The sequence below is a fragment of the Candidatus Beckwithbacteria bacterium genome, assembly GCA_012797845.1.
GTDB lineage: Bacteria > Patescibacteriota > Microgenomatia > UBA1400 > UBA1449 > JAAZOH01.
In genome coordinates this window covers 20,531-37,183 of sequence record JAAZOH010000016.1, presented here as the reverse complement: position 1 = coordinate 37,183, position 16,653 = coordinate 20,531, and the positions used below count along the sequence as shown (strand labels likewise).

Genomic DNA, 16,653 nt, shown 5'->3' with positions numbered 1-16,653 from the left:
CCTATGGAACCAGCACTATATTGGCGTAAAGCAAAGCAGCAACATGAACTCTTAGGTAAAAAAGGCATTATTATGAGCATTACTCATAATCAAGCTAATAAACAATGGATTGGGATTGTTGACTTGGGTAGCAAGAAAATAACAGCGCCTATTGCAGCGACTCTATTAGAACCCAAAATCGGAGACCAAGTAGTCGGAGTAGTTCGCATCTTATCAAGCGTAGGCCCCAAAGATTTGATACCATACGGCATTAAATTTCAACTAGCCCAAGAATTACTATGATTCAAACTACTGACAAACAATCAGAACTATTTGACCTTGTTGACCAACATGACCAAGTGATTGGTCAAGCTACTAGGGGAGAGTGTCATCAAAATCCCAAGTTAAGACATCGGGCAGCTGTAGTTTTTCTTCTTAATCAAAAAGGCCAGATATTTTTACAACATCGAAGCTTAAGTAAAGATCTGTACCCTGGTTATTGGGTTTTTTCGGCTTCAGGCCATGTTGATGCTGGCTCGAATTACCTAGATACTGTGGATCGGGAAACTCAAGAAGAATTGGGAGTTATTGTCCCTAAAGATCAATTTGTACAAATCGGTACAGTCTCTTATCAAACGCAGCGTGAAGCAGAGCTAGTCACTGTTTACAAAGCTAATTTTGAGGGTGATTTTAATTTTAATACAGATGAAGTGGCTGGAGGGCAGTGGTACTTTTTGAGCGATATTTTGAAAAAATACCAACAAGGAGATATAAAAGTAACCCCCTGTTTGGCTAAAGCTTTAGAAGATAAAACAATTCTTGCCAAGCTTCAGGAGTTACTGATTTTGGTTGATGAGCATGATCAGGAATTAGGCCAGATTGAAAAATATGCAGCTCACCAGGGAGTAGGTCAGCATCACCGGGCTTTTACTGCCATTATTGTCAATGATCACCAGCAAATTTTACTCACCAAAAGATCAGAGTTTAAACCACTGTGGCCGCAGTATTGGGATATGAGTTTTTCTTCACATCCTTGGTTTGGAGAAGATATTACTAAAGCTTGCCAGCGCCGTGTCAAACAGGAACTTGGCATTACCATTGCCAATTTTACGCCTTTACTAACTTATAACTACCAAAAACAATGGACAAAAGCTTTAGCGGAAAATGAACATAATTATTTGATGATAGCCAAATATTCTGGTGCAATTGTTCCAGATAAAAATGAGCTTAGTAATTATCAATGGCTTTCTTGGGATCAGCTTTTGCAATTTAGCCAAAAACACCAAGATATTGCCTTTTGGGCAGAACTAGCTATTCAAAAATTACAAGCAAATCCTACATTATTAGAAACCTTACTAACAATATGAAAAGCATAACTGTTTCGGTACCAGGCAAAATTATTCTGATGGGTGAACATAGTGTGGTGTATGGCAAACCGGCTTTGTTAGCGGCCATTGATAAAAGGCTCCAAGTTACAATCACACCCACTAATGACAATAAGATTGTTTTAATAGATAAAAAACTCAATCTTTCTGAGGAGACTTCAATTAATCAAATGGTAGTTTCAACTCAAAAAGCTCGAAAAAACTTAAAACAATTTGAGCAGGACAATCAAATTAAATACCTTGATTTTAGTCGTAGTACGGAGCTGACTTATGTCAAAATTGCCATCATTGAAACGTTTGCATTTTACCGCAAACAGCTCAAAAACGGTTTTACTCTCACTATTGATTCTGATTTAGAGACTGGTTCTGGTTTGGGTTCTTCGGCAGCTTTGGCTGTGGCTACTACTGGAGCCTTGACTGCAACTCTTGGTTTACCGCTTGATAAAACGGTGATTAGCTCTATTGCCCATACAATTGAAAAACATATGCATGGCAATCCGTCTGGAGCTGATACAGCCATCACCTGTTTTGGAGGACTTTTGTGGTACCGCAAGGAAATCTCGATTTTAAAAACTATCACTCCAATTAACTTTGCTATCCCTAAAAAACTAGCTCAAAATTTTATTTTGATACATACAGGTAAGCCAGCGGAATCAACTGGAGAAATGGTTCATAAGGTTAAATTATTTTCCCAGAAAAAACCTGCTTTATTTACCAAATTTTTAAAAGATCAAGAAGAAGTGAGTCGTCAGCTTCTTACTGCTTTGCATGATGGAGATGAAGTGACGGTCAAAAAACTCATCAACCAGGGTGAAATTAATTTAGAAAAAATTGGGGTGGTCTCGCTAACAGCTCAAACACTTATTGCCCAAATCCAAAAAGCAGGAGGAGCTGCCAAGATTTGTGGCGGCGGCGGAGCCAAAAAAGGTTCAGGTATTGTACTGGCTTACCACAAGGATAAAACAAAAATTACAGAAATTTGTCAAAAACATAAACTAGCAACTTTTACTACCACGCTTGGTAGTGAAGGTTTGCGCATCGAAAGGGCAAACCCTATTACCAAACACTAAGGAGATTTTATGGCTAAAATTACCGTTTCGGCTCCAGGGAAATTAATGCTGCTGGGCGAACATAGTGTGGTTTATGATCGACCTTGTTTAGTAACAGCAGTCGATTCTCGGGTTCATGTACAAATTAAAACCACTAAAGTTCCAACTTTGACTATTAATGCTCCAGAAGTGGAAATCAAAAACTACAAGCGTTCTATCACTGATTTTAAACCGTCTAAGAAACTGCCTCGAGGAGTTCAATTTATTGAAGCAGTATTGCAAATTTTATACGAAAAATACAAACTTAATTCTGGGCTTTCAATTCGGACTAGAAATGGCTTTTCATCTAAATATGGTTTAGGTAGCTCTTCAGCAGTGAGTGTCTGTACGGCCAAAGGTATTTCCGAACTTTTCAATCTAAAATTAAGCAATCAAGAAATTTTTGAAATTGCATACCAAGCTGTACTTGAAGTGCAGGGTGTAGGGTCTGGTTTTGATGTAGCTGCAGCCATTTGGGGTGGGACTTTATATTTTGAAACTGGTGGTAAAGTTATCGAACCTTTAGAAATTAAAAAACTTCCTCTTATTGTAGTTTATTCTGGTGTTAAAGCTGACACGGCTACCATTGTTAAAAAATTAGCCAAAATGCGGACTCTTAAACCCAATTATGTTAACAGTCGTTTTGATCTTATTACTAAACTGGTAAAAAAAGCTAGAGATTTAATTGAAACCAAACGGTGGGAAGAATTAGGAGAGCTATTTAATAAAAACCAAAAAATTCTTCATGATCTAGGAGTAAGTACCGACATTTTGCACAAACTTTGTGTGACCTCAATTTTGCATGGGGCTGAAGGAGCTAAACTCTCTGGATCAGGTGGAGGAGATTGCTTAATTGTTATGTCTGCCAATGGCCATAAACATGTAATTGAGCAACGTTTAGTAGAAGCAGGAGGAACATTGGTACCAGTCGAAACTGGAGCCAAAGGAGTTAGTATTGATGAGAAAAGTAATTAATTACATATGCAAACTATGAAAAAACATCTAAAAGCCACTGCTCATGCCAATATTAGCATGGCTTTGGTTAAGTATTGGGGTAAACGAGATGAAACCTTAATCCTGCCTCAAAATAGTAACTTAGCGATTACTTGGGACCAGTACGGTTCAACCACAACTGTTGAATTTAACTCTAGCTATAAACGAGACATTTTTACACTTGATGGTCAGGAATTTAAAGAAGGAGAAGAATATGATCGAGTGATTGGTCAACTAAATCTAGCTCGTAAACTAGCAAAAATCAAATTAAAAGCCAAGGTAGTTTCCCAAAACGAAGTTGAAACTCAAGCCGGACTGGCTTCTTCAGCTTCAGGAGCTGCAGCACTGGCAGCCGCTTCAGCTAAAGCAGCTGGGTTAAATTTAAACTCTAAACAGCTCTCAATTTTAAGCCGTCAAGGTTCAGGATCTTCTTGTCGAAGTATTTTGGGTGGTTTTGTGGAGTGGCAAAAAGGCTCAAAAGCAGATGGCAGTGATAGTTATGCAGTTCAACTTTATGATGAGAACTATTGGCCTCAGTTGTGTATGTTAACGGTAGTAGTTAGTACCAAGAAAAAAGAGCTTAAAACTCGAGCTGGCATGAAACAAACCGTAGCTACCTGTCCGTTTTATCCTTGTTGGCTTGCAACTGTTGAACAGGATTTAAAGGAAATAAAACAAGCTATCAAAGCTAAAAATTTTACTAAAATGGGAGAAATTTCTGAACATAATGCACTAAAACTACACGCATTAATGTTAACTACCAAACCGTCTATTATTTATTGGCTACCCGAAACAGTCGAGCTAATACATCAAGTTCAAAATTGGCGGGACGAAGGCTTAGAAGCTTATTTTACGATTGATGCAGGACCACAAATCAAAATTTTAGCTTTGGAAAAAAATGTTTCTAAAATTAAACAACGTTTGAATAAACTCCAAGGAGTAAAGAAAGTGGTAACTTTAAAACCCGGTAAGGGAGTGGAATACTTATCAAGACATTTATTTTAATATCGAAACATCAAATGTTTCCGGATCAATCACTGACCAGGCTTTTTTAAGAGCTATTTTTTCCAAATCAGCACCAGGATTGACGCAAATAGGATGTTCAACCAAAGACAGCATTTGAATATCAGCTTCGGAATCACCGAAAGCATATGAGTTTTTGAAAGAGTATTTCTGAAACAATCCATCTAAAGCCTCTTTTTTATCTTTTTTAGTAGCTAGATACTGACTGACTTTACCAGTAAAGAGACCTTGTTGATTAAGCTCAAATTGGGAAGCTAAGTAACCTTTAACATTAAACATTTTAGCAATGCTGGCAGCCAGAAAGTCAGGTTCACCAGTTACTAAAAAGATATCGTGAGTTTGGCTACAATTTTTGACAACTTTACTAAAATAACTAAAGAAATGTTTTTTATGTTTTTTAAAAAAACTAAAGCTATGATCAAAGACTGCCTGATACGATTGACCAGCTAAACCCTTAGCCCAATGATCTAAAAGCACAGCTACAAACTTTTCATAATCATACAGCCCTACTTTATATTCGGCCAGATCTTGAGTAAAAAGCTCCATGGTTTTAAAATCAATAAATTTGTCCTGAAATTGAGCCTTGGTAAGAGGAAAAATAGTGTAGCCATCAAAAATGGTTTGGTCGATATCAAATAACATGAGCTGTTTCATAAGCAGTATTATAACCTGGCTTTTGTTACAATTTCCCCATGAAATTTATTATCAAAACTTTTGGGTGTCGGCTTAATATTGCGGAAAGTACAGAAATTGCCAGGCAGCTTCAGGAGCAAGGTTTTTCATTAGCTAAAAATGAAATACCAGATTTAGTAATTGTAAATACCTGTGCAGTCACAGCTCGGGCTGAGCAGCAAATTAGACAATATGTACGCAAGGCAAAAAAACTATATCCAAAAGCTTTTATAGTAGCTTGTGGTTGCTGGGTAGATAACTAAAAATTTCATAAGAAAATAATTGATTTACCAATTGACCTACTTATTACTAATAAAAATAAAGATAAAACAGTTGATCTTATTTTGTCATTTTTATCAAAGGAAAATTATCCAGCAATTCAAAAAATTACAGACAGTTTAATGTATGAGGCTTCGGGTCGGGCTTTTATCAAAATCCAAACCGGTTGCAACAAATTTTGTAGTTACTGTTTGATTCCCTATTTGCGCGGCCGCAGCCAAAGCGTACCGGTTTCTCAGGTAGTTCGACAAATCAAAACTGCCCAGAAGCAAAGCGTTAAAGAAGTAGTTTTAACCGGAATTGATATTTCCCAATACCAAGATGGCAAAGCAATACTGACAGATCTGCTCAAACAAGTTTTAACCGAGACTTCAGTTGAGCGAATTAGGTTAGGTTCAGTTTACCCGGAAGTTTTTACTAAAGACTTTTTAGACCTTTATAGTCAAAATGTAGTTAGTAATGTTAAAAATGGCCGGCTGTGCCGGCACTTCCACATTTCCTTACAATCAGCCTGTGATCAAACGCTTAAGCGAATGAACCGGCATTACACTATTAAACAATTTAAAAAAACAGTTGCTCAGGTTAAAAAAGCTATTCCAGGTGTTAGTATTACTACTGATGTGATTGTGGGTTTTCCTGGTGAAACAGATCAAGATTTTATGGAAAGCTTACAAAACATACAAGAAATTGGTTTTAGTAAAATCCACGTTTTTCCTTATTCAAACCGACCAGGAACCTTAGCTGGGCAAAAGGAAAAAAAATGGGGAGAGGTTTTTAAAAAAACTAAGCTAGCTAGAGCCAAAAAATTACGGGATTTAAGCAAGCAATTAGAAGAAAATTTTAGAAAACAATTTATCAACCAGACATTGGGAGTTTTAATTGAAGCGAAAAATAAACAAGGAGAATGGGTGGGATGGAGTGATAACTATATAAAATTCCAAATTTCAAATCCTAACTTGAAAAGAAATCAAATCTTTAAAATTTGCTTAAGCTGAAAGATACTGCTATAATTTCCTTATTGTTACGAAGTTATTTGTTTAAGGTGGAGCTGTCCACCTTTTTGTATATCTAGGGTAGATACAATCTAAAAATTGTCTCTACAAAAATTATGGCTACTCAAAATGTTTTGACTGCTCGAACCGAATTTGCTTCAGCTTTAAATCAAATCTGTAGTGAAAGGGGCATTGAGCCAGCAATTGTTATTGCTACTATTGAATCAGCAATTTTAGCAGCATATCGTAAAGACTATGGTTTAGATGAAGCGTATGTTTATAAAGCTCAAATCGATCCTGATAATGGCGAAGCTAAAATTTTCCGTTATCCAAAACTTGAGACAGAAGAAGAAACAGTAGAAGAGCCAGAAGAAGGAGCTCCTGAAGTCGAAGCTGCTTATGATGAAACCAAACAAGAAGAAGTGACGCCTCCTGGTTTTGGCCGGATTGCTTCTCAGACTGCCAAGCAGGTTATTTTACAAAAAATCCGCGAAGCTGAAAAAGATGCTATTTTGAAAGAATATCAAGATCGGATTGGCACGCTAGTTTCTGGTATGGTATTACGTCATGATGGCCAATTTGTCATTGTTGATATTGGTCGCGGTCAGGCTCAAATGCCTCCTCAAGAACAAATTCCTGGTGAACATTACACACTCAATAAACGCATGACGTTTTATATCCAAGATATCCGAGAAACCATGAAAGGTCGACAAATTATTGTCTCCAGGGCTGCTTCCGAACTGGTAGCTAAACTCTTTGAGCGGGAAGTACCAGAGGTAGCTTCTGGAGCTGTTGAAATCCGTACTATTGCCCGAGAAGCTGGGGGTCGGACCAAACTAGCTGTATTTTCAGCTCAATCTGGTGTTGATCCAGTTGGTTCCTGTGTGGGCCAAAAAGGAGTTCGAGTCCAGACTGTTATTGATGAGCTTAACCGTGAAAAAATTGATATTATTCAATATTCTGACGATCCAATCCGATTTTTGACTGCTGCCTTGGCTCCGGCTGAAAATCTGCAAATTGAACTTAATGAAAAAGACAAATCAGCAGTTGTGACTGTGCCTGAAGACCAACTCTCTTTAGCTATTGGCCGAGATGGTCAAAACGTTCGACTAGCCGCTAAGCTGACCGGCTATAAAATTGATATCAAAGGTCCAGGTGGCACATTGACCGAATCTGAAAAGAAAAAAATGGCTGAGGCTAAAAAAGCTGAAGAAGCTAAGGAAAAAGAAAGTTCAGATGATGAGCAGGAAAAAACAACAAAAAAGACCAAAAAAGAAGCAAAAACTGAAGCTAAAGCAACAAAAGCTAAAGAAGACAAAAAAGAAGATAAAACTGAAAGTGAAGCATAGTTTTGATAAATTAAACTGTCATTTTGAGCTTGTTTCAGAATCCTTGCAGCCAATATTGCTATAACAGGATTCCGGATCAAGTCCGGAATGATCATAGTCTTGGCTAAGAAAAAAACTACTCCAGCTCAATCTCAAAAAAAACATCCACCAGTAGTGGTAGTGTTAGGTCATGTTGATCATGGCAAAACCACCCTTTTGGATGCTATCCGGGAATCTAATGTGACTGCTTCTGAAGCCGGTGGCATTACCCAGCATATTGGAGCTTATCAAACCCAACTGCGAGCCAATGATCCTAGTTCCATTATTACCTTCATTGATACCCCAGGCCATGAAGCTTTTTCTAAAATGCGTAGTCGTGGAGCCCAAGTTGCCGATATTGCTATTTTAGTAGTGGCAGCCAATGATGGGGTCAAACCCCAAACTAAAGAAGCTATTGCCCATATTAAAAAAGCTCAAATTCCTTTTGTTGTGGCTATTAATAAGGTAGATTTGCCAGAAGCTAGCCTAGAAATGGTCAAAGCCCAGTTAGCCGAACAAGAAATCTTTGTCGAAGGGTATGGTGGCGATATTGTGGCAGTTCCAATTTCGGCTAAAGCTAAACAAGGCATTGATCAACTACTGGAAATGATTGAACTGATTTGGGAGCTTCAAGAGATTTCACCTGATACTCAAGACTTAAAAGCTGTAGTTTTAGATTCATTTTTAGACTCAAAAAAAGGTGTAGTGGCTAATCTGCTTATTCGCAGTGGCGAAATTGTAGTTGGTCAAACAGTTTTTTGTAAAAATCAAGAAACTAAAGTTCGCTGTCTTATCACTCCAAATAATGAACAGGTCAAAAAGGCTACTATTAGCCAGCCAATCCAGCTTTTGGGCTTTAAACACGTTTTAGATACTGGAGAGTTAGTCACTGCCAAATCTCAAGAGCATGAGACTGCTCAGTCAGAAACTGGAACCACAGAACTTGTTCCAGAAGAAAGCAAAAACGAAGAGCAGAAACGACTTAAGATTATTATTAAAGCCGACCAGGCCGGAACACTGGAAGCTATTACTGCTAATTTAACTGAGGAAATTGAATTGGTTGGTCACGGAGTAGGGGATATTAACGAATCAGATGTACTACTCGCTCAATCAACGGAAGCACGCCTCATCGGCTTTCATGTTAAAGTTCCTACTTTAGTTAAAAAACTGGCTGAAATGGAAAAGGTCAAAATCGAAACCTTTGACATCATTTATCATTTGCTTGAGGATTTACAAGCACGAGTTTTGAAGCTTTTAGAACCGACTATCAATGAAGAAGTTCTAGGCAAAGCTGAGGTGATTGCTGAATTTAAAATCAAAGGTAGCCATATTGCTGGCTGTAAAGTGCTTGAAGGTAAAATTGTTCGTTCGGAAAAAGTTCGGATTATAAGAGGGGAGCAGATTGTAGCTGAACCTCGGATTGGAGCTTTGCAAGTTGAACGCAAAGATGAAACCGAAGCTAAAAAAGGGCAGGAGGTAGCTTTAGTTTTCCGTCCTGATTTAAGCTTTAAAATTGGTGACCAAGTTGTGTCCTATAAAATTATTGACGACTAGCCAGTTTTGCGTATAATAAAGGGACTATTAAATTATCTCCCTGCTCAAATCTTATAGATCATGTCAGCTCAAAACCAACTCCCCTTTTCTCAAACTGCTCAAAAAATTGCTAAAGCCAAATCTATTCTCATTCTTCTACCTCAGCAGCTAAGTGTTGATAGTGTAGCTACTGGTTTGGCTTTGTATTTAAGCCTTAAAGACGGCTTTAACCAACTAGATGGGGAAAGTAAAAAGAGCAAATCAGTCTCAATTGTTTCCAGCGGGGACGTGACAGTAGCCTATCAAAGGCTTTATGGAGTAGGTAGTATTGCTAAAAAATCCGGCTCTAAAAACTTAGTCATTACTTTAAATACGGAGTATGACAATGTGGAAAAAGTTTCTTCTGATAATGAAAATAGTAAGTTCAATTTGAGCATTGAAATGAAGGAAGGTATAGAAAGACTTGAGAAAAAAGATGTTGAATTTTCTTATCGAGGCATTGATGCTGATCTAATTATCACTATGGGTATGAGTAGCACCAACCAAATTGGTGAGCTGATTACTCAAGAACCAACTCTATTTGCTGATCGGGACAGTATTAGTTTTAGTATAAATGGTCAGGTTCCTAACCTTGGCAATATAAAACTATATGATCCGGAAGCTTCAAGCCTAGCTGAGTTGATGGTTAGTTTGCTACGGACAGCTAAAATTAGGATTAATCCTGATATTGCGACTAATCTACTAGCTGCCATTGAGGCTGCTACCAATAATTTTACTTACAAAGCTACAGCCAATACCTTTTCAGCAATTGCCTGGTGCATGCGAGTTGGGGGAAAGCGAAATCATTTGAGCTCCCCTGCTCCAGCTCAGGTTCAAGTTCCACAAAGTAGTTTTAGTACTCCAACTACTCAACCAGTAGTGCAAGCACCCTTTCCACAAGTTCAAAACCCAGTTCAAAACCAAACAGCTTCACAAATGCCGGTAGTACCAGAACCACAAACTACTAATCAAACACCCAGTCAAGCTAGTCAAGAATCAAGTGATCAAGACAGTGAAACACCTCAGCAAGATTGGTTTGAACCTAAGATTTATAGGGGTGGACAGGTATAAATATGTCACAAGAAGCAAAAAAAGACATGGTTGCAGCTTTTTCCAACGAACAAGGAGAAGGATTAGAGCAACTATCTGATAGGTTAAAAAAAATTGAAGAATGGTTATTGGGGCAATCTGATATAGATAGTAGTGAAATTAAGAAAATTTTTGAAAAATTAGGAACTGATAGTTTTCCTTATTCTATAATTTTTATTTTGAGAGAAATTGAGGGTCAAAAAGAAATCCTATGTTTGCCTTTACCAGTGAAAGAAACTAAAGGACTTTATCCTTATGGTATTATCGGTGAAAAGGAGCTTGTTTATTGCTTAAGTCCTCACCCAACTTTAAAAGAAAATATATGGGCTAATTTGTCTGATGACCATGAAATGTCAAGTTTTCTATCTCATTGCCTGATTCTCATGAAAAACTCCAATAGTCGCTCTGATACTATCTTGTGTTGGATATCAGGAAAATTTGCTGATCAAATTGCCTTGAGTGATGTGATAACAAGTTTGGAGGAAGAACAGATTTAGATAGTTATTTTCATCGAGATTGCATTTTTAGATTTTCCTGATAAAATAGCAAGAGTTGTAAGGTTATTTGTGTAAGTTTTAAATTATTTTTATGTCTTTACCAGTTGACGAAAAACAAAAAATCATTAAAAAATTTGCTATCAAAGATGGTGATACCGGTAGTCCTGAAGTTCAGATTGCCCTGTTAACTCACCAAATCAAAAGTCTAACTGACCATTTGAAACAGCATCGTAAAGATGTTCATTCCCGCAAAGGTTTACTTTCTATGGTAAGTAAGCGGCGCAGACTCCTAAACTACCTTAGTGTCAAAGAAAATGCCCGCTACAAAGATATTTTGAAAAAATTGAAATTGAAGAACTAATAGACTTCAAATATAGTTATTTGATACCTGCATTTCAAAATTTATAAAAATGTATATCTACCATATAGTAGATATTTGTACGTTATTAATTATTTAAAAAAAGCCTTATTTTACTTGGAAAAATATATTTAAAGGACAATGTTGAGAGGGAATAAGAATAAACCTTCACGACTGTTTATTGTTACTTCTTCTCAACTATTTTCTCCAAGATACAATAAGCAAATTGTTATGAACAAAACAAATGAATTTGTGACTAAAAAAGCCACAATTATGGGTAAGGAAATTACCTTTGAAATTGGCCGCTTTGCTGGTCAAGCTACTGCTGCTGTGGTTGCTCGGATCGGTGATTCTATGGTACTAGCAACAGTAGTAGGTGGTGGAGCTCGTGAAGATTTAGGCTATTTTCCCCTGCAAGTTGAGTTTCAAGAAAAACTTTATGCTGGTGGAAAAATCAAAGGTTCCCGTTGGGTTAAACGCGAAGGCCGACCTTCTGATGAATCAATTTTAACTGGTCGAGTCATTGACCGCTCCATCCGGCCCTTATTTGCTCATAATTTTAGTAATGAGGTTCAAGTAGTAATTACTCCTCTATCTACTGATGAGCAAAATGAAGTTGATGTTTTAAGTATTTGTGCAGTTTCAGCTGCCCTATCAATTTCCGGTCTACCCTGGAATGGACCTATTGGCGGTATTCGAGTTGGTATGGATAAAGATGGTAAATACTTGGCATATCCAACCTATGAAGAACGGGAAAGCTCAGCTATGGATCTGATTGTGTCTTCTTCTAAAGATGCCATCGTAATGGTTGAAGCTGGGGCTAAAGAAGTTTCTGAAGACCAAATGGTAGGAGCTTTAGATTTTGCTAAAACCCAAAATCTAGAAATTATTACAGCTATTGAAGAGCTGGTAAAAGAAGTAGGCAAACCCAGAATGGAGCTAGCAGAATCTGAACCTTTGGATAAAGCAATTACTGATGAACTGCAAAAACAGGCCAAACCAGTTATTGAAGAGCTGCTTAAATCTGAAGCTGCTGGCAAGATCAATAAAGAACCTCTGTATGAAATTGCGGAAACGATTCATGAAACTTACCCTGATAGCCGCAAAAATGAGCTAAAAGATTATTTAGACAAACTCTTTAAACAAGCGGCTCGAAATAAAATCATTGATACTCAAGTGAGACTAGATGGTCGTAAGATGGATCAAATTAGGCCTTTAACTATTGATGTTGGGATGATCCCCCGGACTCATGGTAGCGGGATGTTTAAACGAGGTGAAACCCAAGCTTTAACCTTAACTACTCTGGGTTCACCCAGTTTTGGTCAAACTATTGAGTTGATGGATCAGGAAATCCAAAAACGCTACATTCATCACTACAATATGCCTCCTTACTCGGTTGGTGAAACTGGCCGGATTGGTTCCCCTTCCCGTAGGGAAATTGGGCATGGGGCTTTGGCTGAACGGGCTTTAATTCCGGTTTTACCAGATGAAGATGACTTTCCTTATGCGATTCGAGTGGTTTCAGAATGTGTATCTTCCAATGGTTCAACCTCCATGGCTTCGACCTGTGGTTCAACCTTATCTCTAATGGATGCCGGAGTACCTATCAAAAAACCGGTAGCCGGCATTGCTATGGGTCTGATGGTTAAAGACGAGAATAAACCAATTACTGAAGGCGAATATGTGGTTTTAACCGATATTCAAGGTCTAGAAGATCATATTGGTGATATGGATTTTAAAGTGACTGGTACTAGAGATGGTATTACCGCTATCCAAATGGATATCAAAGTCACTGGGGTAACTACCGAGCTTTTGACCAAAGCTTTGGATGCAGCTAAAAAAGCCAGACTCTTTATTCTGGATGAAATGGCTAAAATTATTGCCGAACCTCGGCAGCAAGTTTCTCAATTTGCACCCAAGATCAAAGTTTTACACATCAAAAAGGAACAAATTGGCGAAGTTATTGGTTCAGGTGGCAAGATCATCCGTAACATCATTGAAACTACCGGAGCTGAAGTTGATATCAACGATGAAGGTCGAGTGGTAGTTACTGCCGTTGACCCAGAAGCAGTCCAAAAAGCCGCCGACTGGATTGAAGGTATTACCCGCGAAATCCAGGTTGGTGAAGTTTTTGAAGCTGCTACTGTAGTTAAGATCACTGATTTTGGAGCTTTTGTAGAGTATTTGCCCGGACGGGAAGGTCTAGTCCATGTATCTAAAATGTCAGCCGACTATGTGTCTGATCCTCATCAGGTAGTAGCTGAAGGAGATAAGGTCAAAGTCCGAGTTGATGATATGGACGAAATGGGTAGAGTGAGATTATCAATGCTGTTTGGAGAAGATATTGAAAAAGCTAAACAGCGAAATGGTAATGGCGGCGGCGACCGAGGCGATCGTGGTGGTCGTTCTGGTGGAGGCTTTAGGTCAGGCGGCAGTGATCGAGGTGGTTTTAGATCTGGTGGTAGCGATCGGGGCGGATTCCGTTCCGGTGGTAATCGCCGTGATTTTGGTCGAAGAGATCAACGAAGTGGTGAACGCCGTGATTTTTCACAAAACCGCTACTCAAATCAAAGTAGTAGTAGACGGGAAAAAACCACTTCTACGCCTAAAACCATGGCTGATTGGAATGACCGGTAAGATTTGGCCCGCCTGCAAAAGCTATCGCTTTAGCGATTGCGGACAGGTAACTAAAAGTTTGTAACTAGTAACTAGAAAAGCCCCGAGCAATCGGGGCTTTTGTTTTTGTCCCCCTTGAAAAGAGGGAGTAAGGGGGTTCTCTATCCACTTTCCTTTACTTGTTTAAAACTATTAAAGCCTATTTCTTTATGCCGACAAAGCTATATTCCTATTTTTTGAACTTTTGGTATACTTTTCTCATGAATTCAGATAAAGTAGTCAATCAACTTAGAAAATGGGCAAAGTTTAATGATGTTGTCAGAGCGGTGGTTTTGACTAGTTCACGGAGTGATAACACAAATGCAACTGTTGATCAATTCTCCGATTACGATGTGGTCGTTTATGTAAACTCTCTAGATGATTTCCGCAATGATGATTGGTTACCTTTTTTTGGTAAGATCTTAGTTAAATGGCCTTTAAAGCCAGAAAGCGAATTTGGAGAAAATTGGCTAACCAGATTAGTTATTTTTGAAAACCGAACTAGGATTGATTTCCAAATTACTACTGATACCCACACACCTCCTTTTGATTACGATTTGGGTTATTTGGTAATTATTGACAAAGATGGTTTTACAAAAAATTTTCCAAAAGCAACTAAAACGAAGCATCTTATCCAGAAACCAACTCAGCAAGAATTTTTAGAGATGGTAAATGCTTTTTTCTGGGATGCTACCTATATTCCCAAATATTTATATCGGGAAGATTTATTCTATACAAACTATATGTTTGAGGTTGATTTACGTTTTAGTCATTTTGAAAAAATGATTGAATGGTACATAGGCAGTCAACATAATTGGACAGTTAATACCAACGTTCATGGAAGATTATTTCCAAAATATCTTGATAATGTGACTTGGAATAATATTAAAGAAACATTTGCTGGAGCCAATACAAAGGATGTATGGAATGCATTTTTTAAACTAGTCAAAGTTTTTACATCTCTTGCAAGAGTGGTAGCTGAAAAATGTGAGTATCCGTATCCGAAAGCTCAAGAGAAAAAAATGTTGCATTACTTTCAAAAGTCAAAAGAAATGTTTGATAATAAAACTTCTCTATAAATTAGTCGGAGCAGGTAGTCTCAACTTGCTCTGTCTGTTTCCTCATGCCAGAATAAAGAAGTGAAAAAAGTAAAAGATTCTTTCTGGCAAAATACATGGTTTTGGGCGAGCTTTATTTTCATTTTGGCAGCAGCTTTTCGCTTGACTAACCTATCTCTAATTGAATTTAAAGCCGACGAAGCCCTGGCCATGCTTTCAGCGGCTTCTTTTTACCAAAAACCATTTATTGCCAGTAATTCCGGAGTTTCCAGTATTGGGATTCTGTACCCACCATTATCCTACTTTATAATTACGATCCTTAGCTTGTTTTCAAGTAGCCCGGTGTTTGTCAGTTTTTTAATAGCTCTTATTAACTCGGCTTTAGTAGTTTTATTTTATTTACTGCTGAGAAAATATTATGGCAAGTTGGTGGCAATCGTAGCTTCAGTTTGGATGGCCAGCTCACCATGGAGTATTTTATTTTCCCGTAAAATCTGGAATCCGGATCTGGTTCTCATTTTAGTCTTACCCATTCTCTATTTTTTACTTCAAATCTTAAAAAAGCCAAACAAAAAAGCGTACTTGTGGTTATTTTTATGCCTGGCATTACTTACCCAATTGCACTTTTCCGGGCTATATTTACTATTAATTATTGGAGGGATTTTTTTCTACTACAAAGTAAAACCAGGCTACCAACAAGCTGGACTTGGTTTTGCTCTAGGAATTATCCCGGCTTTGCCATTATTTTTTTACAATATAAATTCCCAACCATTTTGTCGGGATTGTTTAGCTTTTGGGGAGTATCTCAAACTGCCCAAACAGTTTCAGCTGGCCAACTTGATTCGGCCATGGCAGTTTGCGACAGGACTCAATTTTACTGATGTGCTGGGACAGGATTATCAGCTCTTTTTACAGCAGTACCCAGTTGTTGCCTATATAAGTGGGATATTTTTGCTCAGTTTTATTTTGGCTCTTTTGGGAGCTTATCTTCTTTATAAAGATAAAAAACAGCATTGGCTGCTGCTGATTGTTGGTTTGGTGCCGGTTTTGTACTTTATTTTGAGACTACCTGCTTATATGTACTATTTTGTCATCTTAAGTCCATTTATTTATTTGTTTTTAGCTTTGACTTTTAAAAACATCCTCCAGTTTAATAAATCAAAGTTATGGCAGAGTTTTATCATCTTTATTTTTATTACCATCCAAATTGCTAACATGCTTTTTGCCTATTCATTTTTCAGTTTCGTTAAAGCCAAACAGGTGATTGCTGGCGATTATGGGCCAACTTATGTGTATACAAAAAAAGAGCTCGAACCCCAGATTGCCCAGTACCAAAGTCTGCCTTTTTACCCGCAGCTTAGAGCCTATGTCTATGTTTTTAAAAACCCTCAACACTTGCACCAAAAGCTAGGGGAGTATTTAGCGCAAAAAAGATTGTGGGAAGGAGCTGAAAACGAGTTTGCTAAAGCGTTAGAAACTAACTCTTCGGATGTGGCGGCTCGGGCTAATTTGATTCAAATTTTGGCCATGCGCGGTAAAATCGAAGAAAGCCAGGTCCAACTGGAAGTTTTAAAGGCGTATGATAGTACGGTGGCTGCTCGTCTTGAGCAAATATTGCTACCAAAATATCAACAGTAAGAAAAATA

16 protein-coding genes are annotated in these 16,653 nt (G+C 37.9%); 15 read left to right on the top strand and 1 reads right to left on the bottom strand.

The features are described 5' to 3' along the window. Positions 1–3 precede the first annotated feature (3 nt). The 5 genes from GYA49_02330 to mvaD are packed head-to-tail and all read left to right on the top strand — an operon-like array spanning position 4 to position 4,450. Positions 4–282, top strand: a complete 279-nt coding sequence (locus GYA49_02330) for a hypothetical protein (protein ID NMC35860.1) — start codon at positions 4–6, stop codon at positions 280–282. After that, positions 279–1,346 carry an isopentenyl-diphosphate Delta-isomerase gene (idi, locus tag GYA49_02325; GenBank protein ID NMC35859.1) on the top strand — a complete coding sequence of 356 codons (1,068 nt, stop codon included), beginning with the start codon at positions 279–281 and terminating at the stop codon, positions 1,344–1,346. Before GYA49_02330 ends, idi begins: the two co-directional genes overlap by 4 nt. Further along, positions 1,343–2,434, top strand: a complete 1,092-nt coding sequence (mvk, locus tag GYA49_02320) for a mevalonate kinase (protein ID NMC35858.1) — start codon at positions 1,343–1,345, stop codon at positions 2,432–2,434. The genes idi and mvk (GYA49_02320) overlap by 4 nt, the downstream gene beginning before the upstream one ends. Before the next feature lie 9 nt (positions 2,435–2,443). Then, the gene (gene mvk, locus GYA49_02315) at positions 2,444–3,427 is read left to right on the top strand and encodes a mevalonate kinase (GenBank protein NMC35857.1); all 984 of its coding nucleotides are present in this window, start codon (positions 2,444–2,446) and stop codon (positions 3,425–3,427) included. Positions 3,428–3,442: 15 nt separating this feature from the next. Further along, complete coding sequence (gene mvaD / locus GYA49_02310; protein ID NMC35856.1) at positions 3,443–4,450, top strand: diphosphomevalonate decarboxylase; 1,008 nt, start codon at positions 3,443–3,445, stop codon at positions 4,448–4,450. On the opposite strand, the gene GYA49_02305 is transcribed toward mvaD, so the two are convergent. Then, entirely contained in the window at positions 4,442–5,122 is a 681-nt protein-coding gene (locus GYA49_02305; protein NMC35855.1) for an HAD-IB family hydrolase, read from the bottom strand. The genes mvaD and GYA49_02305 overlap by 9 nt on opposite strands. Before the next feature lie 38 nt (positions 5,123–5,160). Between GYA49_02305 and GYA49_02300 the strand changes: the two genes are divergently transcribed. From GYA49_02300 to GYA49_02255, 10 genes are all read left to right on the top strand, one after another. Next, positions 5,161–5,403: a hypothetical protein gene (locus GYA49_02300; GenBank protein ID NMC35854.1), complete on the top strand. Its 243-nt coding sequence runs from the start codon at positions 5,161–5,163 to the stop codon at positions 5,401–5,403. Between the two features lie 15 nt (positions 5,404–5,418). After that, on the top strand, positions 5,419–6,414 hold the full coding sequence (locus GYA49_02295) for a MiaB/RimO family radical SAM methylthiotransferase (GenBank protein ID NMC35853.1): 996 nt from the start codon (positions 5,419–5,421) through the stop codon (positions 6,412–6,414). A 113-nt stretch (positions 6,415–6,527) separates the two neighbouring features. Beyond that, complete coding sequence (nusA, locus tag GYA49_02290) at positions 6,528–7,760, top strand: transcription termination/antitermination protein NusA (protein NMC35852.1); 1,233 nt, start codon at positions 6,528–6,530, stop codon at positions 7,758–7,760. 99 nt (positions 7,761–7,859) lie between these two features. Then, positions 7,860–9,332 carry a translation initiation factor IF-2 gene (gene infB, locus GYA49_02285; GenBank protein NMC35851.1) on the top strand — a complete coding sequence of 491 codons (1,473 nt, stop codon included), beginning with the start codon at positions 7,860–7,862 and terminating at the stop codon, positions 9,330–9,332. Between the two features lie 60 nt (positions 9,333–9,392). Then, positions 9,393–10,421 carry a hypothetical protein gene (locus tag GYA49_02280; GenBank protein ID NMC35850.1) on the top strand — a complete coding sequence of 343 codons (1,029 nt, stop codon included), beginning with the start codon at positions 9,393–9,395 and terminating at the stop codon, positions 10,419–10,421. Positions 10,422–10,423: 2 nt separating this feature from the next. Beyond that, on the top strand, positions 10,424–10,936 hold the full coding sequence (locus GYA49_02275; protein ID NMC35849.1) for a hypothetical protein: 513 nt from the start codon (positions 10,424–10,426) through the stop codon (positions 10,934–10,936). Positions 10,937–11,027: 91 nt separating this feature from the next. Further along, positions 11,028–11,297: a 30S ribosomal protein S15 gene (gene rpsO / locus GYA49_02270; GenBank protein ID NMC35848.1), complete on the top strand. Its 270-nt coding sequence runs from the start codon at positions 11,028–11,030 to the stop codon at positions 11,295–11,297. Between the two features lie 228 nt (positions 11,298–11,525). After that, positions 11,526–13,931, top strand: a complete 2,406-nt coding sequence (gene pnp / locus GYA49_02265; GenBank protein NMC35847.1) for a polyribonucleotide nucleotidyltransferase — start codon at positions 11,526–11,528, stop codon at positions 13,929–13,931. Positions 13,932–14,170: 239 nt separating this feature from the next. Then, positions 14,171–15,028 carry an aminoglycoside 6-adenylyltransferase gene (locus GYA49_02260; GenBank protein ID NMC35846.1) on the top strand — a complete coding sequence of 286 codons (858 nt, stop codon included), beginning with the start codon at positions 14,171–14,173 and terminating at the stop codon, positions 15,026–15,028. A 60-nt stretch (positions 15,029–15,088) separates the two neighbouring features. Continuing rightward, positions 15,089–16,645: a hypothetical protein gene (locus tag GYA49_02255; protein NMC35845.1), complete on the top strand. Its 1,557-nt coding sequence runs from the start codon at positions 15,089–15,091 to the stop codon at positions 16,643–16,645. The last annotated feature ends 8 nt before the right edge of the window (positions 16,646–16,653 follow it).